Below are 24,569 nucleotides of genomic sequence, written 5' to 3'. Positions count from 1 at the left end.
TTTAGTATCAAGCTAAGGGAATTACCCATGAGAAGAGCCGTAATTACGGGTATCGGTGTTGTATCAAGCATCGGTAATAACAAACAAGAAGTATTAGAGTCACTAAAAGCGGGCAAAAGCGGTATTGCTTTTAACCAAGAATTTGCCGATTACAACTTACGTAGTAATGTATCGGGCAAAATTGATATTGATGTTAAAGAACACGTAGACCGTAAAGCAATGCGCTTTATGGGTGATGCTGCTGCTTACTCTTATATTTCTATGAAGCAAGCAATTGAAGACGCTGGCTTATCTGATGAGCAAGTATCTAATGAGCGCACGGGTTTATTAGTTGGCTCTGGTGGTGGCTCTTCAAAGTGGCAAGTAGAAGCGGCCGATATTTTGCGCGAAAAAGGCGTAAAGCGTGTAGGTCCTTATATGGTTCCGCGTACGATGGCAAGCACGACATCGGCTTGTTTAGCAACGCCATTTAAAATTAAAGGCGTTAACTATTCTATAAGCTCTGCGTGTGCAACATCTGCACATTGTATTGGCCACGCTGTTGAGCAAATTCAATTAGGCAAGCAGGATGTTATTTTTGCCGGTGGTGGTGAAGAGCTCCACTGGACCCTTGCAATGGAATTTGACGCAATGGGCGCGTTATCTACCAAATATAACGAAACACCAGAAAAAGCATCTCGTACGTACGATGCAAACCGCGATGGTTTTGTTATTTCTGCTGGTGGCGGTATTGTTGTAGTAGAAGAGCTTGAGCATGCACTTGATCGTGGCGCACATATTTACGCAGAAATTGTAGGCTACGGTGCTACATCTGATGGCTACGACATGGTAGCACCTTCAGGTGAAGGCGCAGTACGCTGTATGCGCCAAGCAATGCAAGGCGTTGATACTCCAATTGATTACTTAAACACGCACGGTACCTCTACGCCAGTAGGCGATGTTAAAGAGCTAGGCGCTATTCAAGAAGTGTTTGGTGGTAACTCACCGCTTATTAGTGCGACTAAATCATTAACGGGTCACGCACTAGGTGCTGCGGGTGTTCACGAAGCTATTTTCTCAATTTTAATGATGGAAAACGACTTTGTAGCGCCATCTATTAACGTAGATGAGCTAGATGAGCAAGCACAAGGCCTTAACATTGTAACTGAGCGCCGTGATGCACAGCTTAATACTGTTATGTCTAATAGCTTCGGTTTTGGTGGTACAAACGCCACATTAGTTATGAGCAAATATAAAGGTTAATTCGTTTTCTCTTTATAGTGATTAAAAGCCGAGCATTGCTCGGCTTTTTAGTTTGTGTAATGGCTCGGTTGTTCGTTACAATAGCGCCTCATTTTGCCATACGGACTCCCCAATGAAGATTCTTGCCGATCAAAACATGCCTTTAGTTGAGCAGTATTTTGCAGACTTTGGTGAGGTAACGCGCTTTGATGGACGAAACTTAACACCCGATGCGTTAATTGATGTTGATGTATTACTTACGCGTTCGGTTACTAAAGTAAACAGTGACTTGCTTGCCCACGCTAATAAAATAAGCTTTGTAGGTACCGCCACTATTGGTGTTGATCATATAGATACACAGTTACTAAACGATAAAGGCATTGCCTTTAGTAGTGCCCCAGGTTGCAATGCAGTGGCGGTGGCTGAGTATGTAATAAGTAGCTTGTTTGCCTTAAGCCAAGAAAACGCAGCCCCTTTAAGTGGTCAAACAATAGGTATTGTCGGGGTGGGTAACATTGGCAGCTGTTTAGCACAAAAACTAAAAGCACTTAATGTTGATGTTTTATTATGTGACCCAATTAAACATGAGCAGGGCTTATTAGCCGAGCATGTTGAGCTTGACGAACTACTTGAGCGCGTAGATGCGGTTACCTTTCATGTACCGCTGATTAAAACCGGTGAGCACAAAACGCATCATTTAATTGATGAAAAACGCCTTAAAGCGTTAAAGCCTGGGTTAGCAGTTATAAATGCGAGCCGTGGAGAAGTAATTGATAATCAAGCTTTGTTATCGGTTATGGAGCAAGGGGCAGACTTAGATTTGGTTTTGGATGTTTGGGAAAACGAGCCTAACATTTTAATTCCATTGCTTGATCATGTGCGCTATGCCAGCGTGCACATTGCCGGCCATACCCTTGAAGGAAAAGCCCGCGGCACACAAATGCTGTACCAAGCATTGTGTAAATTAGAAGGCGTAACCGCAGAAAAATCTCTCGCTGATTTTTTACCACAACCTGCTGTTACAAGCCTAAGTTTACAAAGCAGCTTTACTGAGGCTGATATTGCGCGTTTAGTACATTTAATTTACGACGTACGCCGTGATGATGGCATTTTGCTGCGTAACTTAGCAAAAGACGGGTTTGATAGTTTACGCAAAAACTACCCAGTCAGGCGTGAGTTTAGCACTTTAACGGTAAAAGGGAGTGCACAGCATACAGATGCACTCGCTCAGCTTGGCTTTAACACCGCAAACTAATTTAACTAGTAGTGTTGTTTTAACACTACTTAAAGAGGATAAAATATGTCGCAAAAATATAACGTTGCTGTACTTGGCGCTACAGGCTTAGTAGGTCGTCAAATTATTGAAACCCTGGAAGATCGTAAATTTCCGGTAGACCAACTTTTTTTACTAGCCAGTAGCCGCAGCGCAGGTGAAGACATAAAGTTTCGTGGCGAAACCATTGAAGTGCAAGACGTAGAAGGCTTTGACTTTAGCCAAGCACACATAGGTTTGTTTTCAGCTGGTGGCAGTGTATCAGAAAAATACGCGCCAATTGCAGCCGATGCGGGCTGTGTTGTAATTGATAACACCTCACATTTTAGAAATGATTTTGAAGTACCGCTAGTGGTACCAGAAGTTAATGCAGCCAGCCTTGAAGACTTTAGAAATCGCAATATTATTGCAAACCCTAACTGCTCTACTATTCAAATGATGCTAGCGCTTAAACCAATTTACGATGCTTATGGTATTGACCGCATTAATGTATCTACATACCAAGCTGTATCTGGTGCAGGCAAAGAAGCCGTAGATGAACTAGCAAAGCAAACAGCTAATTTAATGAATGCTCGCCCAATGGAAAACGAAATTTTTCCTAAGCAAATTGCATTTAACGTTATCCCTCAAATAGATACCTTTGAAGATAACGGCTACACGCGCGAAGAAATGAAAATGGTAAACGAAACGCATAAAATTTTGGGCGATACCACTATTGCAGTCAACCCAACCTGTGTACGTGTACCTGTATTTTTTGGCCACTCTGAGTCAATCAACATTGAAACACGCATGCCGTATGACTTTGAGCACGTTAAACAGCTTTTAAATGATGCCCCAGGAGTCGAGCTTATTGAAGATGAGGGCGATTACCCAACCGCGGTTTCAGATGCCAGTGGTAATGATACAGTTTACGTTGGCCGCTTACGCGCTGATATTTCGCACCCTCATGGTTTAAATATGTGGGTTGTAAGTGATAACACCCGCAAAGGGGCTGCCACTAATAGTGTGCAAATAGCGGAAGAGTTAATCGCTAACTACTTATAAATACCCGCTAACATTGCGTGTAAATTAAGCGGCAAACTTTTATAGTTTGCCGCTTTTGTATTTAAGGGAGCCAAATTATTGCCGCTTAGCGTTGCTACTAAACTAAACGCCTTGATCTATCACGATAAAATAGTATTAAGAATAAAGTTTTAAGGTATTTATTTTCAAAGCGTTGCAATGGATATTAGGCCGCAACTGGTTTATAGTTTGTAACTGGAATAGAGCTTGCAATAAAAATAGATTGTAATAACAAATGTAGATCAGCTATTTGGCTGGTTACGGCAAGAATAATTAATGTTGAGCAGCTAAATAAATAGCAAAGCATTTAACATTTACACATTAAAGGATCAGCATGCGCGGTTTAGCTTCACTTATTATATTAGCGTCTGCATTGGTAGTAACTCCAATTTACTCTCAAGACAGCACCCAATTAAAGGGGCCAAAAGGCGCTGACTATGGTGCGCAAGGGCGATCAATAGGGCCTATAAAGCCAACCGATACACTATGGCGTATTGCTGCCAAAGTACGCCCAGATAACTCAGTTAGTATTTACCAAGTTATGCAGGCCTTGTATAACAAAAACCCTAATTCTTTTTTAGAACAAAACCTAAACCACATGCAAAGTGGTGCATATTTAAAAATACCCACCTTAGCGGAAATTAGACGCGTAAATCCACAGCTTGCTAAACAACGCTCAGAGCAAGATGACGCGCTATGGGAAAAAAAGAAAAATGGCACACTAACCACCAGTGAAATTAACGCCGCGCAAACTAAAGTAACACAAGCTCGTAAAGCCGATGTTGACGACGCTAAAAAAGAAATTCAAAAAGAATTAAATGAAATAAAAACGCAGCAAGGTAATAAGCTTGTAGAGCTGCAGCAGCAATTTAAAAGCTCGGTTAATAATGTAGAAGAAATATTAGCTGAGAATAATAATCTCAAAAAACAATTGTCGGGTATTTCAAAAGAGCTTGCCAATGTAAAAGAACAGCTAGGCCAAGACAGCGAAATTCAAAAACAGCTAAAAGAGCTAATAGAAAAACAAAACGAAATAATAGCTCAGCAAAAAGTGCAAGAAGTACCAAAAGAAGAATCTTTTGACCTAGGCGCTTTAATGTCTAACCCACTTGTACTTATTTTATTAATGACCATTCCTGCGTTATTAATTATTTTTGCTGTGGTGATGTTTTTACGAAAGCGTGCCAACAAAGACGAAGAAACTCAAGATGACGATGATTTTCTGCCACAAACGCCCAGCTTTACCGAAGACGAGCCGCAAAGTAATGATGCGTTAGACGATCCAATCATTCCTGACCCGCTTGATGATTTAGATATTCAACTAGATGACAATCATAGCAACGATATTTTGCCAGAGGATGATATTGCATTTGATGATTCTCTCGATGATGCGTTAGACGATGAATTTTCTGATTCAGAAAACTTGCTCGATCAAGACGAATTAGAAAGCCTATTAAGTGATGATATTGTTTTTGATGACGAAGGCAGTGAAGGGGACGAGTTAGACGTTTTCATGCAGCAGGGCTTTGATGAACCTGTAGATGAAAAACAAGATGATGAAATTGACCTTGATTTAGATGATACAAAAGATTCGGACGATATTTTAAGCAGTGACGACCTAGACGATTTATTTGATGAGGACGATAGCCTGCCTGAAATTGACTTGCCTGAGGTTGAGCAACCTACCGCAGATAGCAGCTTAGAAAGCAATGATGAGTTGGCCGCCTTAAGCGAAGAGCTTGCCCAAGAAGAGGATGATGACTTTGATATTGATGAATTATTAGATCAACAAGCTGATAAAGAATCACCAAAAGACGATGACTTTGATTTAGACGACATAGACAGCTTAATTGATGAAGCAGGCGATACACCTGATGAAACCCCTGCTGATGCTGCGCTGGTTGAAGAAAACGATGACTTTGATCTAGACGACATAGACAGCTTAATTGGTGAAGCAGGTGATACACCTGATGAAACACCTACTGATGCTGCGCTAGTTGAAGAAAGCGATGACTTTGATTTAGACGACATAGACAGCCTAATTGATGACGCAGGCGATACAACCGAAGAAACCCCTGCTCATGCGCTGGTTGAAGAAAACGATGACTTTGATTTAGACGACATAGACAGCCTAATTGATGAAGCAGGCGATACACCTGATGAAACCCCTGCTGATGCGCTAGTTGAAGAGAGCGATGACTTTGATTTAGACGACATAGACAGCTTAATTGATGAAGCGGGCGATACACCTGATGAAACCCCTGCTGATGCGCTAGTTGAAGAAAGCGATGACTTTGATTTAGACGACATAGACAGCCTAATTGATGACGCAGGCGATACACCTGATGAACCCCCTGCTGATGCGCTAGTTGAAGAAAGCGATGACTTTGATTTAGACGACATAGACAGCTTAATTGATGAAGTTGAAGATTCATCTGCCGATCAAGTAGCAACAGATAATAATACTGAGCGAGATATTGATAGCGCATTAGCTGATTCAGTCGAAGATCTAGCTGATGCACAGGAAGATTTTGACGAAGATGATATTGAAACTTTAGCGTCTTCACTTATTGATGAGCCAGAGCTTGCAGAAGAGCTTGCAGAAGAACCAGAGCTTGCAGAAGAACCCGAGCTTCTCGAGGAACCAGAGCTTGTAGAAGAACCAGAGCTTGTAGAAGAGCCTGAGCTTTTAGAAGAGCCTGAACTTGTAGAAGAACCTGAACTTGTAGAAGAACCTGAACTTGTAGAAGAACCTGAACTTGAAGAAGAACCAGAGCTCGAAGAAGAGCCTGAACTCGAAGAAAAACCAGAGCTTGCAGATGAGCCAGAGCTTGAAGATGAGCCAGAGCTTGCAGATGAGCCAGAACTTGAAGAAGAGCCAGAACTTGAAGAAGAGCCAGAACTTGAAGAGGAGCCAGAACTTGCAGATGAGCCAGAACTTGTAGAAGAGCCAGAACTTCTCGAGGAACCAGAGCTTGCAGATGAGCCAGAGCTTGCAGACGAGCCTGAACTTCTCGAGGAACCAGAGCTTGTAGATGAGCTTGAACTTGTAGAAGAGCCAGAGCTTGAAGATGAGCCTGAGCTTGCAGACGAGCCAGAACTTCTCGAGGAACCAGAGCTTGATGCTGACTTGCTTGAAAACACTGACTTTGCAGATAGTTCAGAAACGTTACTCGACCCAGAGGATGCACAGGAAGAGTACACCGACGATACTCTAAAAAGTGTTGATGAATTACTCAACGAGCTACAGCAGGCTACAGACGAAGACTATGTTGAAAACCCTGATTGGGCGTTAGATGATCTTGATGATGACATTGAAGAGGTAGAGGTTGATTTAGGTGACGATCCGCTTGATTCACAAGAAACACCAGCGAGTCCGCTTTTAGATACTCAACCTGAAAATGATGCTGTAAATGATACGCTTAGTGATGATATAGGCTTTTCAGATGATAACCCTGAGGCGTTAGATGTAACAGAGCAACAGCAATATCTTCCTGATGAGTTATTGGGAGATGAGCTTGATGGTGATGCAACAGGCATGCAGCCAAGCCAAGCTGAACAAGACTTAGCAAACGCACTTTCAGGCATTGAATTAGATAGCTTAGAAGACGACTTTGATGATGAGTTACTCATTGATAACGATTTTTCAGAGCCAGAACTTGAGCCGAAGCATACCGATGATATAGGTGCAGATGATAACCACACTCAAGTGCTGTCATCTCTAGATGAATTAACTGATGATGAAAGCGAGCTAGATTTATCTGAAAATACGGATGAAGACGAAGGGGTTTTCGATGATGATTTATTGCAAAGCGTTGATGAGCTAGACGACGAGCTCAATGCATTATTAGATGAGCAAGTAACTCCAAGTGAAGAGCTTGACGAGTACCCTGAGTTAGAGCTTGATAACGATGACGAAATTGATTTAGATGATCAGCAATCATATAGTCCGCAAGAGTTACAAGGTGATGAACTTGATGGACAAGCAAGCGGTATGGCGCCAAGCCAAGCTGAGCAAGACTTAGCAAATGCACTTGCTGGTAACACTGGTATTGATGCGTTAGAAGCCGACCTAGATGACGAGCCGCTGATTGACGATGAGCTTGATGCGCCTTTACCGCAAGATGAACCTCTAGGTGAAGCGAAAACAACGGATAGTGCGCAGGAACAGCCTGATTTTGACGATGCAATTTTAGAACAAGCACTTTCAGAAGACGTTGAAGATGAAATAACAAATTCGCAATTAGAAGCCGAGCTAACACAGGCAGCTGATGATAAAACTAATGAAGACGTTATACCCGACGAGCAGCTAGACGATGAGTTTATGGCTGACCTAACGCAAACCGATTTTGATGCCTTGCTTAGTGAGTTAGGTGAACCGGATGAGTTAAATTTAGAAGATAGCAGCGAATTTGATGTCGACTTTGATAGCCTATTAAACGAAGACTTAGACACTGAAGTTGAAGCGAAAGCGGTGCAAGAAGAGCCTTTGCAAAGTGAACCGCAGGCTACAACCGATGACTTTGTTGATATTGACGCGCTACTTGAACAAAGCGATGACTCAGTACTTGAGCACGAACCCTATGACGAGGTTAATATGGACGTAGGGTTAAGTGACTTTGATTCGTTACTTGCAGGCGATAACCCAACAGATGTTGACTTAGAAAGCGGTGGTTATTCTGCCAAGCTTGATTTGGCACGAGCATACATTGAAATTGACGACTTTGACTCAGCCCTTAAAGTGATTGAAGATGTTATTGAAAGTGGCCCTGAAGATGTACAAGAAGAAGCGCAAAGTTTAAAAGCTAAACTTAACTAGAGCATTCATGATTATAAAAACCGCATTAGCTTTGTTAATGCGGTTTTTTTATAGGTACGAATAACTCTAACCTATAAAAAGCACTTAATTAGTTTTAGACGTTTATTAAACCCAGGATGTTAAAAGCTCACTAACTTATCGCTGTGTTTTATTGGGGTAAAATAAATTACTTAATTTTGCGAATAACTATAAATAGACGAGGTTACTTTTATTGCACCGCGAGATAGCATAAAATGCCCCGTTCATTAGCACAGTAGGTAAAGCAGTAATTATGCGAGTAGCACTTGGAGTTGAATACAACGGCGCACGTTACAGTGGGTGGCAACGTCAGTCTCATGTAAATAGCGTACAACAAGAAGTAGAAAAAGCGTTGTCGAGCATTTGTAATCATCCGGTTGAAATAGTGTGTGCGGGCCGCACAGATGCAGGTGTGCATGGCACTGGTCAAGTTGTACACTTTGAAACCCATGCTCCCCGTGAGATGGTTGCATTTACTATGGGTATGAACACGTTACTCCCTAAAGATATAGCGATTCGTTTTGCTCAACCTGTTAGTGAAGACTTTCATGCACGCTTTAGCGCAACAGCGCGTCGTTATCGTTATGTTATTTATAATTACGCTTATAGAGGCGCAGTTATGAATGAAGGCGTTACGCACTTTCATCACCCACTTGATGAAACAAAAATGCAAGAGGCGTGTCAGTACTTAATTGGCGAGCACGACTTTACCTCTTTTAGAGCGCTGCATTGCCAAGCTAATACAGCAAACAGAACTATTCATCATTTATCGGTACATCGCCAGGGCGATTACGTTATTATTGATATTAAAGCGAACGCTTTTTTACACCATATGGTGCGTAATATTACCGGCTGTTTAATGGATATAGGTCTACACAAGCACCAACCTGTATGGTTAAAAGAGCTATTAGATTTAAAAGAGCGTGCTAAAGCCAGTGCCACGGCTAAAGCCGCGGGTCTTTATTTAGTAGATGTAGATTACCCAGAACACTTTAATATTCCTAAAACCCCACTAGGGCCATTATTTTTACCTGACTCGGAATGTTAGTGTTGAATTTATAAGCGTTTATCTAACTACTAAGACCAGTTTTTTATACCGTGTTTGTGTAATTCATGTTTTAATTGAAAAAATCTGTCTGCTACTTATTAGCAGACTCGCGACACAGAACAGCATTAAGAGAGTTGCAAATGAGTTGGTTAGAAAAAATCTTACCTAAAACGACTAAGTCGTCAGGTCGTAAAGAAATTCCAGAAGGCGTTTGGGCTAAATGTACAGCTTGCGATTCAATTTTATATAAAGCTGAACTAGAAAAATCATTAAACGTATGTCCTAAATGCGACCATCACATGCGTGTGAGCGGCCGTAAACGTTTAGAGCACTTTTTAGATGAAGGTGACCGCACGGAGCTTGGCACTGAGCACGAGCCTAAAGATGTATTAAAGTTTAAAGACTCTAAAAAATACTCAGACCGTATTAGCGCAGCCCAAAAATCAAGTGGCGAAAAAGACGCGTTAGTAGCAATGAAGGGCCGCTTAAAAGGTATTCCTGTTGCCGCGGTTGCTTTTGAATTCTCATTTATGGGTGGTTCAATGGCTTCGGTTGTAGGCGCACGTTTTGTTGATGCCGTAGACCAATGTTTAGAGCACAATATGCCATTAGTGTGTTTTTCTGCCTCAGGTGGTGCACGTATGCAAGAAGCACTTATGTCGCTTATGCAAATGGCTAAAACCAGCGCTGCGCTTGCTAAAATGAGCGAAAAAGGCCTGCCGTTTATATCAGTAATGACCGACCCAACCATGGGTGGTGTATCTGCATCATTAGCGATGTTAGGAGATATTAACGTAGCTGAGCCAAAAGCTTTAATTGGCTTTGCGGGTCCGCGCGTAATTGAGCAAACAGTGCGTGAAACCTTGCCAGAAGGTTTTCAGCGCAGTGAGTTCTTATTAGAGCACGGTGCAATTGATATGATTATTGACCGTCGTGAAATGCGCGACACATTAGCACGCGTACTTGCTAAATTTATGAACTTGCCTTCTACCGAACAAGAGCATAGAGTAGCGTAAATTTCAGCTTTACTGATTACACGCTATGACAAATACAATTCCTAGCCAATCATCAAGCCTTGATGATTGGCTTTGTTATTTAGAGAGTGTTCACCCTGCAAATATTGAAATGGGACTCGAACGCGTTGCTACTGTTGCAAATAACATTGGCTTATTAAACACTTCCAGCAAAATTATTCTTATTGGCGGCACAAACGGCAAAGGCACAACTGCACGCTGTTTAGAATCGCTATTACTTGCGCAAGGTTACAGCGTAGGTACGTATGCCTCTCCTCATTTAATTAGATACAACGAGCGTGTGCGCATAAATGGCCAAGAGCTCGATGATCAATACCATGTTGATGCCTTTAACACGCTAGAGCAAGGTCGCGCTAGCACGGCGCTTACGTATTTCGAATATGGCACCCTAGGTGCGCTGGCTATTTTTAAACGCTTTGAAGTTGATTATGTGCTGCTTGAGGTTGGTTTGGGCGGGCGCTTTGATGCCACCAATATTGTTACACCTTATGCAAGCGTGATCACCACCATAGATTTAGATCATAAAGAATACCTAGGCGATACACGAGAGTTAGTTGCTTATGATAAAGCAGGTATATTTCGTCAAAACACGCCGGCTATTATTGGTGATTTAAACATACCACATACAATGACCGATTACGGTGCTGAGATTAAAGCAGGCATGGTTATATCCGGTACTGATTTTATATTCAAAGAGCACGAAGCGCATTTTACATGGCAATATAAAAATTATAATTTGCTGTTAGATAAGCCAGCGATCCCTGCACAAAATGCAGCAACGGCCTTAACAACCTTAGCTGTGCTAAATCTATTGCCAAGTGATGAGGTAATTAAGCATTGTTTAGCTAACTTAGTTGTTGAGGGACGCTTTGAGCAGTTAAGCACTTCACCTTTAGTGTTTACCGATGTAGCTCACAATCCCGAATCTGCTCGTTATTTAGCACTAAAGCTTGCAAGCTATAAAGATAAAGGCTTTAAAATTCATGCATTAGTCGCTATGCTTGCTGATAAAGATAAAGCGGGTGTACTTAAAGAGGTAAGCCATGTAATTGATCACTGGTCTCTTACTAGCTTGCACATACCTCGAGGCGATAACGTTGAAAATATGGCCGTGGCGTTGCAAACTATACCTCATACAGGCACGCATGAACGCTATAATAGTGTGCACGAAGCACTTAATGTAATTATGCCTACACAGCAAAGTGATACGCTTTTAATTGTGTTTGGGTCATTTTTTACTGTTGCAGATGCTATAAACTACTTTAAAAAATAGAGAGAAAGTCGGTGAACTCAGGTTTTATAAATCGTTTAGTCGGAACCAGTATTGTGGTGATCGCAGCAATTGTGTTTATTCCTAATATACTCGATGGCGAAAAGGTCCACTACAAAGAGGGCTTTAAAGCCATCCCTGAACGCTCTGAGTTTAAAACTATCGACCTTCAAGAGTCTATAGATGAAAAAGTAGCGCAGGCTGAGCCTTTAAAACAAGAGCAAATTGAAGACATAGCTGCCGATGACGATGTGCTGACAAGCAAGCAAAGCCAATACGCAGCAGAGCCTGAAATAGTCGAAGCAAGCATAGAGCCTCAAACTGCGCCAGAGCCTGTAGCTAAAGCGCCAGAGCCGGTAAAAGCAAAACCTATTGCGCCACGTAAAAGTGAAGAAAACCTCACTGATATGGCCTATGTAATTCAGCTAGGTAGTTTTTCCCATGCGGCTAATGTTAAGGCCTTACAAGCTAAGCTTAAAGCGAAAGGCTTTAAAACGTTTACAAAACCAATTAAAACGCCAAACGGCACATTGACTAAAGTGTTTGTTGGGCCCTCGCTTGATAAGGGGGAGCTGACCAAAAAGTTACCCGAGCTTAAAGCGCTTACCAAGTTAAACGGTAAAGTCACTCAATACAGCGTCTCTAATTGATTTTAAAAGGCCTTACTATAGTAAGGCTTTTTTTGTTTTTAAGGGCTAAAAATAGCCGTTAAAGTGATAAGTTTTTGTATGTGCTAGTTGCTGGTTATCTCCCGCTTTAACTTGCATATTAACGAGGTTTGGGTATAGAATGCGCCCCAAAATAGCGACTAATTGGTTAATATGATCTGGGTTGATTACGCCATTCTTGGCATCATTGCACTGTCTACCATCATCGGTTTAATACGCGGCTTTGTTAAAGAAGCTATGTCATTAGCAGTATGGGCTTGCGCATTTATCATCTCTAGTTTGTTTTACCAATATTTAGCTTCCTTCCTAACAAGTATTTCTGAACCCCTTTTAAGAAATGCGGCGGCCATTGCCATACTCTTCTTTGCGACGCTACTGTTAGGCGGTTTACTAAACTACATTTTAGGTGAGCTTGTACAACGTACTGGTTTATCTGGCACCGATCGTGTCTTCGGCATTGTTTTTGGTGCGTTACGAGGCGTGTTGGTCGTGAGCGCGTTACTCTTCTTTCTTGATGCTTTTACTGGTGCACCAAACACGCACTGGTGGGGCAATTCTATTTTGATTCCAGAATTTGGCTTTGTTGTTGAATGGTTCTTTTCGTACCTAGAAAACAACTCGAGCTTTTTAAATTCAGTAAACCGTTAATCGGCGAGGATAAATTACATGTGTGGTATCGTTGGGATAGTCGGAACATCTCCTGTTAATCAGGCGATTTATGATGGCTTAACTGTTTTGCAGCACCGAGGTCAAGATGCCGCGGGCATCATTACCATTGAAAACAATACGTTTAGCTTACGCAAAGCAAATGGCCTAGTAAAGGATGTGTTTCACACCCGCCATATGAAACGACTACAAGGCACAATTGGTATTGGCCACGTACGTTACCCTACTGCAGGCTCGTCAAGTTCATCTGAAGCGCAGCCGTTTTATGTTAATTCACCATTTGGTATTGCGCTTGCGCACAATGGTAATTTAACCAATGCTGAAACTCTAAAGCAGCAACTGTTCTCAGAAGCGCGTCGTCACGTTAATACAACGTCTGACTCAGAAATACTACTTAATATCATGGCACATGAGCTAAGTAAGTCTGACAAATTACATTTAGACGCTGAAGACATCTTCACTGCAGTAACCGAAGTAAACAACAAAGTAACCGGTGGCTACGCCGCTATTGCGATGATTATTGGTCACGGTGTTTTAGCATTTCGTGACCCTAATGGTATCCGTCCTTTGGTATTTGGTAAGCGTGAAACCGCTAAAGGCACTGAGTACATGTTTGCCTCAGAAAGCGTAGCATTAAAGCCAGACGGCTTTGAATTTGTGCGTGACGTTGCACCAGGTGAAGCGATTTACGTAACTGAAGATGGCCAATTTCATTCACAAAGTTGTGCTGAAAAAGCCTCTTATGCGCCGTGTATTTTTGAGTTTGTTTATTTTGCTCGCCCTGATTCAACCATCGATCGTATGTCGGTTTACGCAACGCGTGTAAACATGGGTACTAAACTGGGTGAAAAAATTGCGCGTGAGTGGAGCGATAAAGACATTGATGTTGTTATCCCAATTCCTGAAACCTCATGCGATGTGGCGTTAGAAATTGCCCGCATGCTTGATTTACCTTACCGCCAAGGCTTTGTTAAAAACCGTTATATTGGTCGTACATTTATCATGCCTGGCCAAGAAATGCGTAAAAAGTCAGTGCGTCAAAAGCTAAATGCGATTGACCGTGAGTTTAAAGGTAAAAACGTTTTACTGGTTGATGATTCAATTGTACGCGGTACAACCTCGGCACAAATTGTAGAAATGGCCCGTGAAGCCGGAGCAAAAAATGTGTATTTTGCCTCAGCAGCACCAGAAATTCGTTTCCCTAATGTGTATGGTATTGATATGCCATCTGCCGCAGAGCTTATTGCGCATGGCCGCGAAGTTGAAGACATTAACCAAAGCATCAGTGCTGATGGCTTAATTTTTCAATCGCTAAACGATTTAATTGCCGCTGTAAGCCAAGAAAACCCAGAAATTACTAAATTTGAAACCTCTGTATTTGATGGGCAATACATTACCGGTGATATCGATCAAGATTACTTAAACCATATTGATCAATTGCGTAACGACTCGGCTAAAAGTAACCGCGAAAACGCCATGTCATCAGGCCTTGAAATACACAATCAAGATGCCAACGAAGCTGATTAATGTGTGATTAAACATAATCAGACATAAAAAAAAGGAGCTAATTAGCTCCTTTTTTGCGAAGGAAAGAAAGGGAACACTTCATATCAAACAACGTGGTTGATTAGGTAAACATTGGACTCACAATGCCGTTAGTCCAAAGTATTGCGGTTACAGCTAAAATTATTACCAATAAAATTAGCCCGCAGGTAACAACAGAGCTGGCATAAATAAAGCCGCGCTCTTGTGGAATATGCATTAGTATTGGCACGCCTGTATAAAGCAAGTACACCGAGTAGGCTAGGGCAATCATACCTACGCAAACAACAAACCACAGCTCAGGTAAAAAAGCGGCTAAGGCCGACATAAACACGGGTGTAGCAGTATAAGCGGCAAGTTCAAGCGTTTGTGTAAAGGTAGGTTTAGCACCAAATGTAACGGCCATCCAATGGGCTAAATAGGCCAGTGCAAACACACCGGCTATTAACGCACCATACATAGCCACGGCAATTAGCAGTGCGCTTTCATGTGTTAAAAATACTGGGTTGCCCGCACCAATACTCCAGCCTAAATACACCGATGAGTAATACCCCATAATCGATGGAAATAATGCAATAAGTAAAATATGCGACAGGCTATAAGTCAGGCTTTCGTGGCGGTTATCTATTGTTTGCCATTCTTCGAGTGGATGAGCATAAATGCCCCACAGGTGGTTCAGTATCATAGCGGTACTCCATAAAAGGAACGTATTACTGTTGGTTATAATTTAGTTTTAGTTAGTTTGTTTTTTATACAGCACCTATATTTATGGTTTAGTTCATATACAAAGTCAAGTTAACTGCTTATTAACATTTTAAAGAGGTTGTTTTAGCTCGTTTTATTCTTCGTTATTTTTCGTGTTAAAATGGCTTTTTATTATTTGAAGTAACGAGCAGCCCTGTGCCACATAGCGAACTTTTAGCCCCTATTAATAATTTTTTATTGTGTGAAACCCCAAATGAATGGGTTATTGAGGCAGTAAAAAAAGAAAATTTATCGATTATTTTAATCGATCACTTAATTTGTGAGTTAAAAGCAGCGCAAAGTGCAATGTTTTTAATTCGTAAGTACGCGGTAGATAAAGACAGCAGCGATGCATTACTTGAATGGCTAAAGCCCTTTGAAACACTTATTTATAAACGCGAAGGTAATTGGCGTGATTTAGCGGCTAAAAATAAACTTACAAAATCTATTATCCCAAAGTCTAACTCACCTTACGGGCAAGATTTAATAGATAAAATGGTGATGCTAATAAAAGAAGAATTACATCACTTTTATCAAGTGCTCGAAATAATGGACGAGTATGGAGTAGAGTACCGCAGTATTACACCGTGTCGTTACGCTAAAGGGATGCTACGTAACGTTAAAACGTTTGAGCCTAATGCATTAGTCGATAAACTAATTGTAGGTGCTTATATTGAGGCTCGCTCATGTGAGCGTTTTGCTGCACTTGCTCCACATGTTGATAAACGCTTAGGCGATTTTTATATTTCATTGCTTCGCTCTGAGGCGCGCCATTATCAAGATTACTTAACACTGGCACAAGAAATTGCTGATTTTGATATTACTGAGCGAGTCGACTTTTTTGGTAAAATTGAGGCTGATTTGATCACTAGCCCTGATGAAGACTTTAAATTTCACAGTGGCGCACCTGCACTAGTTACTAACTAAAGTGGTGCTATTTAGCTCTTTAAGCACACCGGCTAGTTAGGTGTGCTACTTCTTTCTATAAAGTCTATGAGCTCAAGCGCCGTGCTTTGAGAAAAGCCATGTTTTACTAATAGCTCTTTTGCGGTGCCATTGTATAAAATAGTAGAAAAGCCTTGTTCAAGCGCGTCTCTTTTTTGTTTTGCATCAGGGTCAGACTTTGGAAACATAACATGCAGTTGATGATGCTCTAAATCGGGCGAAATATATTCAACTTGTGGCGCGCCGGGTTCATTAAGCTTTTCGGTGTTTTTTAACCAGTATTCACCCACTTCTTTAGTGCCTGCTACTAAGTCTATTCGTCCTTTTTGAAGCATATATAAACTGTTAATTAACCCGCGAGTTGAGGTTACGGCCAGGGCATTACTTTCAGAAAAAACTTCACTTACTGCGTAGCCAACGCCTTTACAAATACTGTATGGCTGTAAAGAGTCCATACTGCCGTCATAGTTTATTTGTCTGTCTTTGAGCTTAAATAGTCCAACGTATACGTTAGCAAGTGGGCGCGAATAATAAAAAATATCAGTACGCGACTTTGTATAAAAAGCGCCTAAAATTGCATCTTTTTTATTTATTTTGGTAAGCTCCAGCGCTCTGTTCCAGCTGGTAAACTCTATGTCGTTATTAATATTTTGATTAGCTAAGGCCGCTTTAGTTAAGGCAGTAACCCAGCCGTTATCAATTAAGCGCTCACCAATATAGGGTGGGGAGTTTTCGGCGACGAGATGCCAATTTTCTGATGCATACCCTTTGGAAAAAATGCAACAAAGCACCAAACAATAAATAGCTTTATACATATATCCTTATCCTATTACCAAAAAGTACTTAAATAATAGTCAGGATTTGAAATTATGCGAAGGGCGTATTAATGAGTTTTTGACCTTGTGGAGTAACCACTAAATATGAGCCTTGAGTATACCAATCACCAAGCACAGTGCGTGTTAGTGTTTGCTTACCTACAGTGTAAGTGTGTACGTTAGGGCGGTGGGTGTGGCCGTGTATCATGTTGCTTACATTATACTTGGCAAACATCGTTAGTACGGCGTCATCTACTACGTCTAAAATTTCTATGGGTTTGTCGGCTTGGCTTAATTTGCTTTTTTCTCTGGCATTGCGAGCAATTTTTTTTCTGTACCATAGTGGCATTGCTAACATTAATTTAGGCCACCACCAACCGCGACTTTTTTTACGAAACTTTTGATACTCAATATCTTGAGTACACATTTCATCACCGTGCAAAATAACAGTGGGAGTGCCATATAAATCTATAACCGTTTGCTCGTTTAGCAATACCATACCTGCGCGTTTAGCGTATTGCTCACGCATAATAAAATCGCGATTACCGTGTATAAAGTACACTGGTGTACCGCCATCTTTAACGGCTTTTAAATGCTTTGCTACCTCACTAGCCAATTCTGTTACGTAGTCATCCCCAACCCATACTTCAAAAAAATCACCTAAAATATACAGTGCATCTACGGGCTTACCAATAATGTGCGTATTTATAAAGCGATAAAAGGCCTCGCTAATATCTGGGCGGTTTTCACTTAGGTGTAAGTCTGCAATAAAGTAGGTTTGAGAAGTCATAGAGGCATCTAGTTAGGTTAAATAAAAGCGGGCGCATACATAATGTACCATGCCCGCTTAATTACTCAGTGTATGAGTAAACGTTTAGCTTACAGTAACGTTTTCGATGATTACATTTTCAAGCGGTACGTCTTGGTGAAAACCAGCGCTGCCTGTTGCTACACCTTTAATTTTATTTACTACGTCCATGCCTTCAACTACTTCAGCAAATACACAGTAACCCCAGCCTTGCGAAGTTTCGCTGCTGTGGTTTAAAAAGTCGTTGTCGTTAACGTTAATAAAAAATTGGGCTGTTGCTGAATGTGGATCAGGCGTACGCGCCATTGCTAATGTACCTACTTTATTAGATAAGCCATTATTTGCTTCGTTTTGAATTGGGTCGTTAACGTCTTTTTGTTCCATACCAGGTACAAACCCACCGCCTTGCACCATAAAGCCGTCAATTACGCGGTGAAAAATAGTGCCGTTGTAAAAACCTGAGTTTGCGTACTCTAAAAAGTTTTTAACTGTGTTTGGAGCTTCTTGCTCAAACATTTTAATGGTGATGTCACCAAAATTAGTGTGTAGAACAACCATGTGGTTTCCTATATCTGGTTTAATTAGTCGCGCTATTTTATCTTAGTTAACTAAGATAAACAAAGTGCTTGTTCAATATATCCAAAGCTGCCCAAGGTATATACTTGTGCGTTTTACAGGGGGTTAATATCGAGGCGGTATTTTGCCGTTGTGGTATTTCCTTTCAATAAATAACCATGCACAGAGCAAGAGTTTGTTAAGCAATAAACAGGGTGGTTTAAAACTGATTTTTACAGTGTTATTAATTTTAACAACAGAACCTCTATTACACACAATCAAGACCTCGCCAAAATTGGTTTTGATTCCAACTTAAACACGCGCATTGAGGTGGTTTGGGTATAAAAAGCGCTAGAGCGGGGGCTTTTCAAGTGTTAACATAGCCAACTCAGCAAACAGTCAAGGACTAAAAGTAAATGGTACAAATATACAACACACTCACGCGACAAAAAGAGCAGTTTAAACCTATGGTCGAAGGCAAAATCGACATGTATGTGTGTGGTATCACCATTTATGATTTTTGTCATATCGGTCATGCGCGTACATTTGTCGGGTTTGATGTTATTGTCCGCTACCTTCGCCACCTTGGTTACGACTTAAAATACGTACGTAATATTACCGACGTAGATGACAAAATAATCAAACGCGCAAACGAAAATGGCGAGTCAATTAATGACCTAACTTTGCGTATGACCCAAGCCATGCACGAAGACTTTGATAGCCTAAACATGCTGCGCCCAGATATTGAACCTACGGTTACAAACCATATGGATGAAATTATCGAAATGGTTGAGCGCTTAATTGCAAAAGGCCATGCATACGTAGCAAACGACGGCGACGTGCTTTTTGATGTTTCTACGTTTGAGCAGTACGGCGCACTATCGCAGCAAGATTTAAGTATGCTCCAAGCAGGCTCTCGCGTAGAGGTTGCACAAGATAAAGACGATCCGCTTGATTTTGTATTGTGGAAAAAAGCAAAAGCAGGCGAACCTTCATGGTCATCTCCGTGGGGAGAAGGGCGTCCGGGTTGGCATATAGAATGTTCAGCAATGAGCTCAAAGCATTTAGGTGAGCATTTTGATATTCACGGTGGCGGCTCTGATTTACAGTTCCCGCATCATGAAAACGAAATTGCGCAATCATGCTGTGCAAACAATGGTAAGTATGTAAATACATGGATCCACACAGGCATGGTACAAGTAAATAAAGAAAAAATGTCTAAATCATTAGACAACTTTTTTACTGTGCGTGAGGTATTAAAAACATATGACGCTGAATCAGTTCGTTACTTTTTAATATCAGGGCATTACCGTAGCCAGCTAAATTACTCGCAAGAGAATTTAGATCAAGCACGTTCATCGCTTGAACGTATTTACACAGCACTTCGTGGTGTTGAGCCAATAACGTGCGATATTGAAAACAATGAGTACGTGGCTAAATTTAGAAAAGCCATGAATGATGATTTTAATACACCAGAGGCGTTACCGGTTTTATTTGAGCTGGCTAAAGAGCTAAACCGCGTTAAAGACACCGATACACAGCAAGCAGGGCAATTAGCATTTGTGCTACGCGGCATAGGCGAAGTACTTGGTGTTGCCCAGCAAGCACCTGAATCGTTTTTGCAAGGCGGGCAAGATGATGATGAAGTAGCCACTATCGAAGCGTTGATTGTAAAACGTAATGAAGCGCGCGCAAACAAAGATTGGGCCGCTGCTGATGAAGCACGTGATGCACTTAATGCACTCGGTGTTGTGCTTGAAGACTCAGCAGGTAAAACAACGTGGCGTAAAGCGTAAAGCGTAAATGCGCTAAAGTAGCTTTTAAACTAAAAAGGGTTGCCAGTTGGCAACCCTTTTTTAATGCCAAGGCATTAAATTAACTGTGGTATTTTTCACATGCTTCGAGGGTATTTTCAATTAAACTTGCTACAGTCATTGGGCCAACGCCACCCGGTACAGGGGTAATAAAATCAGCTTTTTGCTCTGCAACACTGTACTGAACATCGCCCACTAACTTGCCTGTATCTAAACGGTTAATACCTACATCAATCACAATTGCACCTTCTTTTACCCACTCACCAGGTATAAATTCAGGTTTACCTACGGCCACGACTAATAAGTCTGCGCGGCGCACATGGGTTTCTAAGTCTTGTGTAAATTTGTGACATACCGTTGTAGTACAACCGGCAAGTAATAACTCAAGCGACATAGGGCGGCCAACAATATTAGAGGCACCAACAACTACCGCATGCATCCCTTTGTAACGCACGCCCGTTGAATCTAATAAGGTAATAATCCCTTTGGGTGTACATGGGCGCAGCGCCGGCATACGTTGCGCTAAGCGGCCAATATTGTAAGGGTGAAAACCGTCTACATCTTTATGTGGTGTAATACGTTCTAAAATCTTTTCAGCATCTAGGCCTTCAGGTAGCGGTAGTTGCACCAAAATACCATCTACTTCGCCATCGTTATTTAGCTCATCAATTAATGCTAGTAGTTCTTCTTCGCTGGTTTGAGCAGGTAAATCAAATGACTTTGAAATAAATCCTACTTCTTCACACGCTTTACGCTTAGAGCCAACGTAAACTTGGCTTGCAGGGTCAAGCCCTACCAGTACTACTGCTAAACCGGGTGCACGTAAACCGTTTGCAACGCGTTCGCTTACGCGCTCAGCCACTGCACTACGTACTTGCTTTGCGATTGCCTTACCATCAATGATGTTTGCCGTCATGGGGGACCTTTAATTGGGGTTAAATAAACTTCGATACTTATATTTTAAAAGCATCTGCATATAAAGAGGGGTGTATGCAAAAAATTAATTTTATTAATGCTTTTTTAATATGCAGGCTATTTTCGCAGAAAAGGCCCGAAGCGCCAAGTTGCTTTTAGGTTATAAACCGGTGTTTTCAAAAAAAGCGTCTAAATTTCAGCTTAGTTTTGCAATATTTAACCATTATGAACTAAAAATGACCGATTGATTTATTTTATGCAAAAAACGTTTGACCTCTCCCAGGCAAATCACTATTATGCACCCCGTTGTCAACGAGGTCACTCGCAGGCAATCGTAAGCATCGGCGATTAGCGCAGTTTGGTAGCGCACTTGGTTTGGGTCCAAGGGGTCGCAGGTTCAAATCCTGCATCGCCGACCACTTCTTTTATTTTTATAATAGAATAGCTTACAGGCAAACTATGAAGTTTTCGATGCGCCCGTAGCTCAGCTGGATAGAGCAACGCCCTTCTAAGGCGTTGGTCGAAGGTTCGAATCCTTCCGGGTGCGCCATTTGAAAACAAAGTAAATACCGTGGTGATTGTAGCTCAGTTGGTAGAGCCCCGGATTGTGATTCCGGTTGTCGTGGGTTCGAGCCCCATCAGTCACCCCAATTTACTTCGAGTATCGGCGATTAGCGCAGTTTGGTAGCGCACTTGGTTTGGGTCCAAGGGGTCGCAGGTTCAAATCCTGCATCGCCGACCACTTTCTCATAAGTGGTCTTAAATTCAACATTTAAGTATTCAACACTATTATCGGCGATTAGCGCAGTTTGGTAGCGCACTTGGTTTGGGTCCAAGGGGTCGCAGGTTCAAATCCTGCATCGCCGACCACTTTCTTAACCTTAAAGAAAGTAAACGAGTAATCACTCAACAATAACTTCTATTTACTTCCTACTAAAATATCGCTTTAACGAACCAGTTAGTCTGTTTTTTACGCAGTTGGTCTCGATCGTAGCTAAACTAGTCCAAATAATTGCCCCCTACACTCGACTATCATAATTATTAGGTTATAATGCCGCGTCTATTGTTTAACATAGTGCCCGAAGGGCAGAGCAGCAATGGGATCTCATGGTAGTGACGGATGCTTTTTAGTGAAAAATCGCTTTAAAATTTATCAAGACTCATGAAGATTACTTTGTTTGTAAGGAAGGCGAACAGTCGCCAAAATTGAATATTGAGGTAAATCATGCAAGTTTCTGTTGAGACGACTCAAGGCCTTGAGCGCCGTCTGACCATCACCGTTCCTGCAGAGAACGTTGAGACCGAAGTAAAAAAACGCTTACAACAACTGTCAAAAACGCAGCGTATCGATGGCTTCCGTGCTGGTAAAGTACCAGTTTCAGTAATTAACAAGCGTTTTGGACCTGCGGTTCGTCAAGAAGTAGCTGGCGAAGTAATGCAGCGTAACTACATTGAAGCAATTGTTGCTGAAAAAATTAACCCTGCTGGCGCACCATCATTTGCACCTAAATCACTTGAAGCAGGTAAAGATTTAGAGTTTACAGCAACGTTTGAAGTATACCCTGAAGTTGAAGTTCAAGGTTTAGACAAAATTGCAGTAGAAAAACCAGCAGTAACAGTAACTGACGAAGACTTAGCAAACATGCTAGAAACACTTCGTAAGCAACACGCTTCTTGGGCTGATGTTGACGCAGCTGCTGGCGAAAACGACCGTGTAACAGTTGATTTCGTAGGTACTATCGACGGTGAAGAGTTTGAAGGCGGCAAAGCTGAAGACTTCCCACTTGAGCTTGGCCAAGGTCGTATGATCCCAGGTTTTGAAGACAACATCGTTGGTAAAAAAGCAGGCGAAGAAGTAGTTGCTGATGTAACTTTCCCTGAAGATTACCACGCTGAAAACCTGAAAGGTAAAGCGGCTCAATTCACTATCACAGTGAAAAAAGTTGAAGCACAAGAGCTACCTGAATTAAGCGAAGAGTTTGCAACTAAGTTCGGTGTTACCGAAGGCGGCGTAGACGCGCTTAAAGAAGAAGTTAAAAAGAACATGACACGTGAGCTAGACCAAGCGGTTAAAGCTAACGTGAAAGACCAAGCGATTAAAGGTCTTTTAGAAAACAACGAAATCGAAGTGCCTAAAGCACTTATTGATCAAGAAGTTGACGCATTACGTCAGCAAGCAGCTCAACGTTTTGGTGGCGACGCTAAAAACATGCCTGAGCTTCCAGCTGAATTGTTCCACGAGCAAGCTGTAACTCGCGTTAAAACTGGCCTATTACTAGGTGAAGTGATCAAAGCAAACGATATCAAAGTTGATGATGAAAAAGTTGAAGCATTAATTGCTACGGTTGCATCTGCTTACGAAGATCCAACTGAAGTAGTAGAATACTACAAAGCAAATGATCAACTTATGCAGCAAATGCGTAATGTTGCAATGGAAGAGCAAGCTGTTGAAGCTATTTTAGCTAAAGCAAACGTGTCTGACGTTGAAAAAGCATTTGATGACATCATGAATCCTCAGCAAGGTGCTTAATAAGTCATTGACTTAAGCGCTCGCTAACGATTAAATGGCTCGTGTTACTCTGTTTATGCAGTGTGCCCGGGCCATTTTAGTTTGTGCCCCATAATTTGCGAAAAATGATAACTATGCTTCCTTTAGTAAGAAAAAGCATAAGCGCATAAGGAATTAAAAAAGTATGAACACTGGTATGACAGATCCCCTAAATGCATTAGTCCCTATGGTTGTTGAACAAACAGCTAAAGGTGAGCGCTCGTATGACATTTATTCGCGTCTATTAAAAGAGCGAATTATCTTTTTAACGGGCCAAGTTGAAGACAACATGGCAAATCTAATTTTAGCGCAAATGCTATTTTTAGAATCAGAGAACCCTGAAAAAGATATCTTTTTATATATTAATTCACCAGGTGGTTCGGTAACCGCTGGTATGGCAATTTACGATACAATGAACTTCATCAAACCAGATGTAAGTACTATTTGTGTTGGCCAAGCGGCAAGCATGGGCGCATTTTTGCTTACTGCTGGCGCTAAAGGTAAGCGTTTTTGTTTACCAAACTCACGTGTAATGATTCACCAACCGTTAGGTGGTTTCCAAGGTCAAGCATCTGACTTTGAAATACACGCTAAAGAAATCCTGTCTATTAAAGACAAACTTAACCGCTTAATGGCAGAGCATACAGGCCAGCCATTAGATGTTATTTCACGCGATACTGACCGTGATAACTTTATGAGTGCATCACAAGCTGTAGATTACGGCCTGGTTGACTCAGTGTTTACAAATCGCGAAAGCAAGTAAGCGTGTAGGCAAGCAAATAATTGCTTGCCACTTTGAGTTAC

At 41.6% G+C, this 24,569-nt stretch carries 19 protein-coding genes and 5 tRNA genes; 19 read left to right on the top strand and 5 right to left on the bottom strand.

The window, feature by feature from the left end:
• The first annotated feature begins 27 nt into the window (after positions 1-27).
• The 10 genes from fabB to purF all read left to right on the top strand — a co-directional run bounded on the left by fabB (position 28) and on the right by purF (position 14,606).
• Positions 28-1,242 (top strand): beta-ketoacyl-ACP synthase I, encoded by a 1,215-nt coding sequence (gene fabB, locus PSH54_RS12265; RefSeq protein ID WP_273606241.1) that lies wholly within the window; start codon positions 28-30, stop codon positions 1,240-1,242.
• Positions 1,243-1,354: 112 nt separating this feature from the next.
• A complete protein-coding gene (locus PSH54_RS12260; RefSeq protein ID WP_273606240.1) occupies positions 1,355-2,476 on the top strand; it encodes a 4-phosphoerythronate dehydrogenase in 1,122 nt (373 codons plus the stop codon).
• A 45-nt stretch (positions 2,477-2,521) separates the two neighbouring features.
• Complete coding sequence (locus tag PSH54_RS12255) at positions 2,522-3,538, top strand: aspartate-semialdehyde dehydrogenase (protein WP_004588395.1); 1,017 nt, start codon at positions 2,522-2,524, stop codon at positions 3,536-3,538.
• A 352-nt stretch (positions 3,539-3,890) separates the two neighbouring features.
• A complete protein-coding gene (locus tag PSH54_RS12250; RefSeq protein ID WP_273606239.1) occupies positions 3,891-8,375 on the top strand; it encodes a FimV/HubP family polar landmark protein in 4,485 nt (1,494 codons plus the stop codon).
• Between the two features lie 271 nt (positions 8,376-8,646).
• Positions 8,647-9,441 (top strand): tRNA pseudouridine(38-40) synthase TruA, encoded by a 795-nt coding sequence (gene truA, locus PSH54_RS12245; protein ID WP_055253125.1) that lies wholly within the window; start codon positions 8,647-8,649, stop codon positions 9,439-9,441.
• 140 nt (positions 9,442-9,581) lie between these two features.
• Complete coding sequence (gene accD, locus PSH54_RS12240) at positions 9,582-10,457, top strand: acetyl-CoA carboxylase, carboxyltransferase subunit beta (RefSeq protein ID WP_024032247.1); 876 nt, start codon at positions 9,582-9,584, stop codon at positions 10,455-10,457.
• A 25-nt stretch (positions 10,458-10,482) separates the two neighbouring features.
• Positions 10,483-11,748 carry a bifunctional tetrahydrofolate synthase/dihydrofolate synthase gene (gene folC / locus PSH54_RS12235; protein WP_273606238.1) on the top strand — a complete coding sequence of 422 codons (1,266 nt, stop codon included), beginning with the start codon at positions 10,483-10,485 and terminating at the stop codon, positions 11,746-11,748.
• 11 nt (positions 11,749-11,759) lie between these two features.
• Positions 11,760-12,395 carry an SPOR domain-containing protein gene (locus tag PSH54_RS12230; protein WP_029772564.1) on the top strand — a complete coding sequence of 212 codons (636 nt, stop codon included), beginning with the start codon at positions 11,760-11,762 and terminating at the stop codon, positions 12,393-12,395.
• A 171-nt stretch (positions 12,396-12,566) separates the two neighbouring features.
• Entirely contained in the window at positions 12,567-13,061 is a 495-nt protein-coding gene (locus PSH54_RS12225) for a CvpA family protein (RefSeq protein WP_004586885.1), read from the top strand.
• Positions 13,062-13,079: 18 nt separating this feature from the next.
• The gene (gene purF, locus PSH54_RS12220) at positions 13,080-14,606 is read left to right on the top strand and encodes an amidophosphoribosyltransferase (RefSeq protein ID WP_256845277.1); all 1,527 of its coding nucleotides are present in this window, start codon (positions 13,080-13,082) and stop codon (positions 14,604-14,606) included.
• 100 nt (positions 14,607-14,706) lie between these two features.
• Here purF and PSH54_RS12215 read toward each other — a convergent pair whose 3' ends face one another.
• Positions 14,707-15,306, bottom strand: coding sequence for a Yip1 family protein (locus PSH54_RS12215; protein ID WP_004586887.1), 600 nt, complete (start codon positions 15,304-15,306; stop codon positions 14,707-14,709).
• 215 nt (positions 15,307-15,521) lie between these two features.
• Between PSH54_RS12215 and miaE the strand changes: the two genes are divergently transcribed.
• Entirely contained in the window at positions 15,522-16,292 is a 771-nt protein-coding gene (gene miaE, locus PSH54_RS12210) for a tRNA isopentenyl-2-thiomethyl-A-37 hydroxylase MiaE (protein WP_004586888.1), read from the top strand.
• A gap of 32 nt (positions 16,293-16,324) precedes the next feature.
• Here the strand turns inward: miaE and PSH54_RS12205 are convergent, their stop codons facing one another.
• The 3 genes from PSH54_RS12205 to PSH54_RS12195 all read right to left on the bottom strand — a co-directional run bounded on the left by PSH54_RS12205 (position 16,325) and on the right by PSH54_RS12195 (position 18,491).
• Positions 16,325-17,125 (bottom strand): substrate-binding periplasmic protein, encoded by an 801-nt coding sequence (locus tag PSH54_RS12205; protein ID WP_273606237.1) that lies wholly within the window; start codon positions 17,123-17,125, stop codon positions 16,325-16,327.
• 52 nt (positions 17,126-17,177) lie between these two features.
• The gene (locus PSH54_RS12200; RefSeq protein WP_273606236.1) at positions 17,178-17,915 is read right to left on the bottom strand and encodes a UDP-2,3-diacylglucosamine diphosphatase; all 738 of its coding nucleotides are present in this window, start codon (positions 17,913-17,915) and stop codon (positions 17,178-17,180) included.
• Positions 17,916-17,999: 84 nt separating this feature from the next.
• A complete protein-coding gene (locus PSH54_RS12195) occupies positions 18,000-18,491 on the bottom strand; it encodes a peptidylprolyl isomerase (RefSeq protein WP_024032242.1) in 492 nt (163 codons plus the stop codon).
• Between the two features lie 413 nt (positions 18,492-18,904).
• Between PSH54_RS12195 and cysS the strand changes: the two genes are divergently transcribed.
• Positions 18,905-20,284, top strand: a complete 1,380-nt coding sequence (gene cysS / locus PSH54_RS12190) for a cysteine--tRNA ligase (RefSeq protein ID WP_273606235.1) — start codon at positions 18,905-18,907, stop codon at positions 20,282-20,284.
• A gap of 79 nt (positions 20,285-20,363) precedes the next feature.
• Here the strand turns inward: cysS and folD are convergent, their stop codons facing one another.
• Complete coding sequence (gene folD / locus PSH54_RS12185) at positions 20,364-21,218, bottom strand: bifunctional methylenetetrahydrofolate dehydrogenase/methenyltetrahydrofolate cyclohydrolase FolD (protein ID WP_029772557.1); 855 nt, start codon at positions 21,216-21,218, stop codon at positions 20,364-20,366.
• A gap of 341 nt (positions 21,219-21,559) precedes the next feature.
• Between folD and PSH54_RS12180 the strand changes: the two genes are divergently transcribed.
• The 7 genes from PSH54_RS12180 (at position 21,560) to clpP (ending at position 24,528) form a co-directional block, all read left to right on the top strand.
• A tRNA-Pro gene (locus PSH54_RS12180) sits at positions 21,560-21,636 on the top strand.
• A gap of 54 nt (positions 21,637-21,690) precedes the next feature.
• Positions 21,691-21,767: transfer RNA gene (locus PSH54_RS12175), tRNA-Arg, on the top strand.
• A gap of 24 nt (positions 21,768-21,791) precedes the next feature.
• Positions 21,792-21,867 (top strand) — tRNA-His (locus tag PSH54_RS12170).
• A gap of 15 nt (positions 21,868-21,882) precedes the next feature.
• A tRNA-Pro gene (locus PSH54_RS12165) sits at positions 21,883-21,959 on the top strand.
• Between the two features lie 51 nt (positions 21,960-22,010).
• A tRNA-Pro gene (locus PSH54_RS12160) sits at positions 22,011-22,087 on the top strand.
• Between the two features lie 355 nt (positions 22,088-22,442).
• Positions 22,443-23,747, top strand: a complete 1,305-nt coding sequence (gene tig / locus PSH54_RS12155) for a trigger factor (RefSeq protein ID WP_004586894.1) — start codon at positions 22,443-22,445, stop codon at positions 23,745-23,747.
• Between the two features lie 163 nt (positions 23,748-23,910).
• Positions 23,911-24,528 carry an ATP-dependent Clp endopeptidase proteolytic subunit ClpP gene (gene clpP / locus PSH54_RS12150; protein ID WP_024033798.1) on the top strand — a complete coding sequence of 206 codons (618 nt, stop codon included), beginning with the start codon at positions 23,911-23,913 and terminating at the stop codon, positions 24,526-24,528.
• The last annotated feature ends 41 nt before the right edge of the window (positions 24,529-24,569 follow it).

This window comes from Pseudoalteromonas sp. Angola-30 (assembly GCF_028599215.1).
Lineage (GTDB): Bacteria > Pseudomonadota > Gammaproteobacteria > Enterobacterales > Alteromonadaceae > Pseudoalteromonas > Pseudoalteromonas atlantica.
This window is presented reverse-complemented; position numbering and strand designations above follow the sequence as displayed.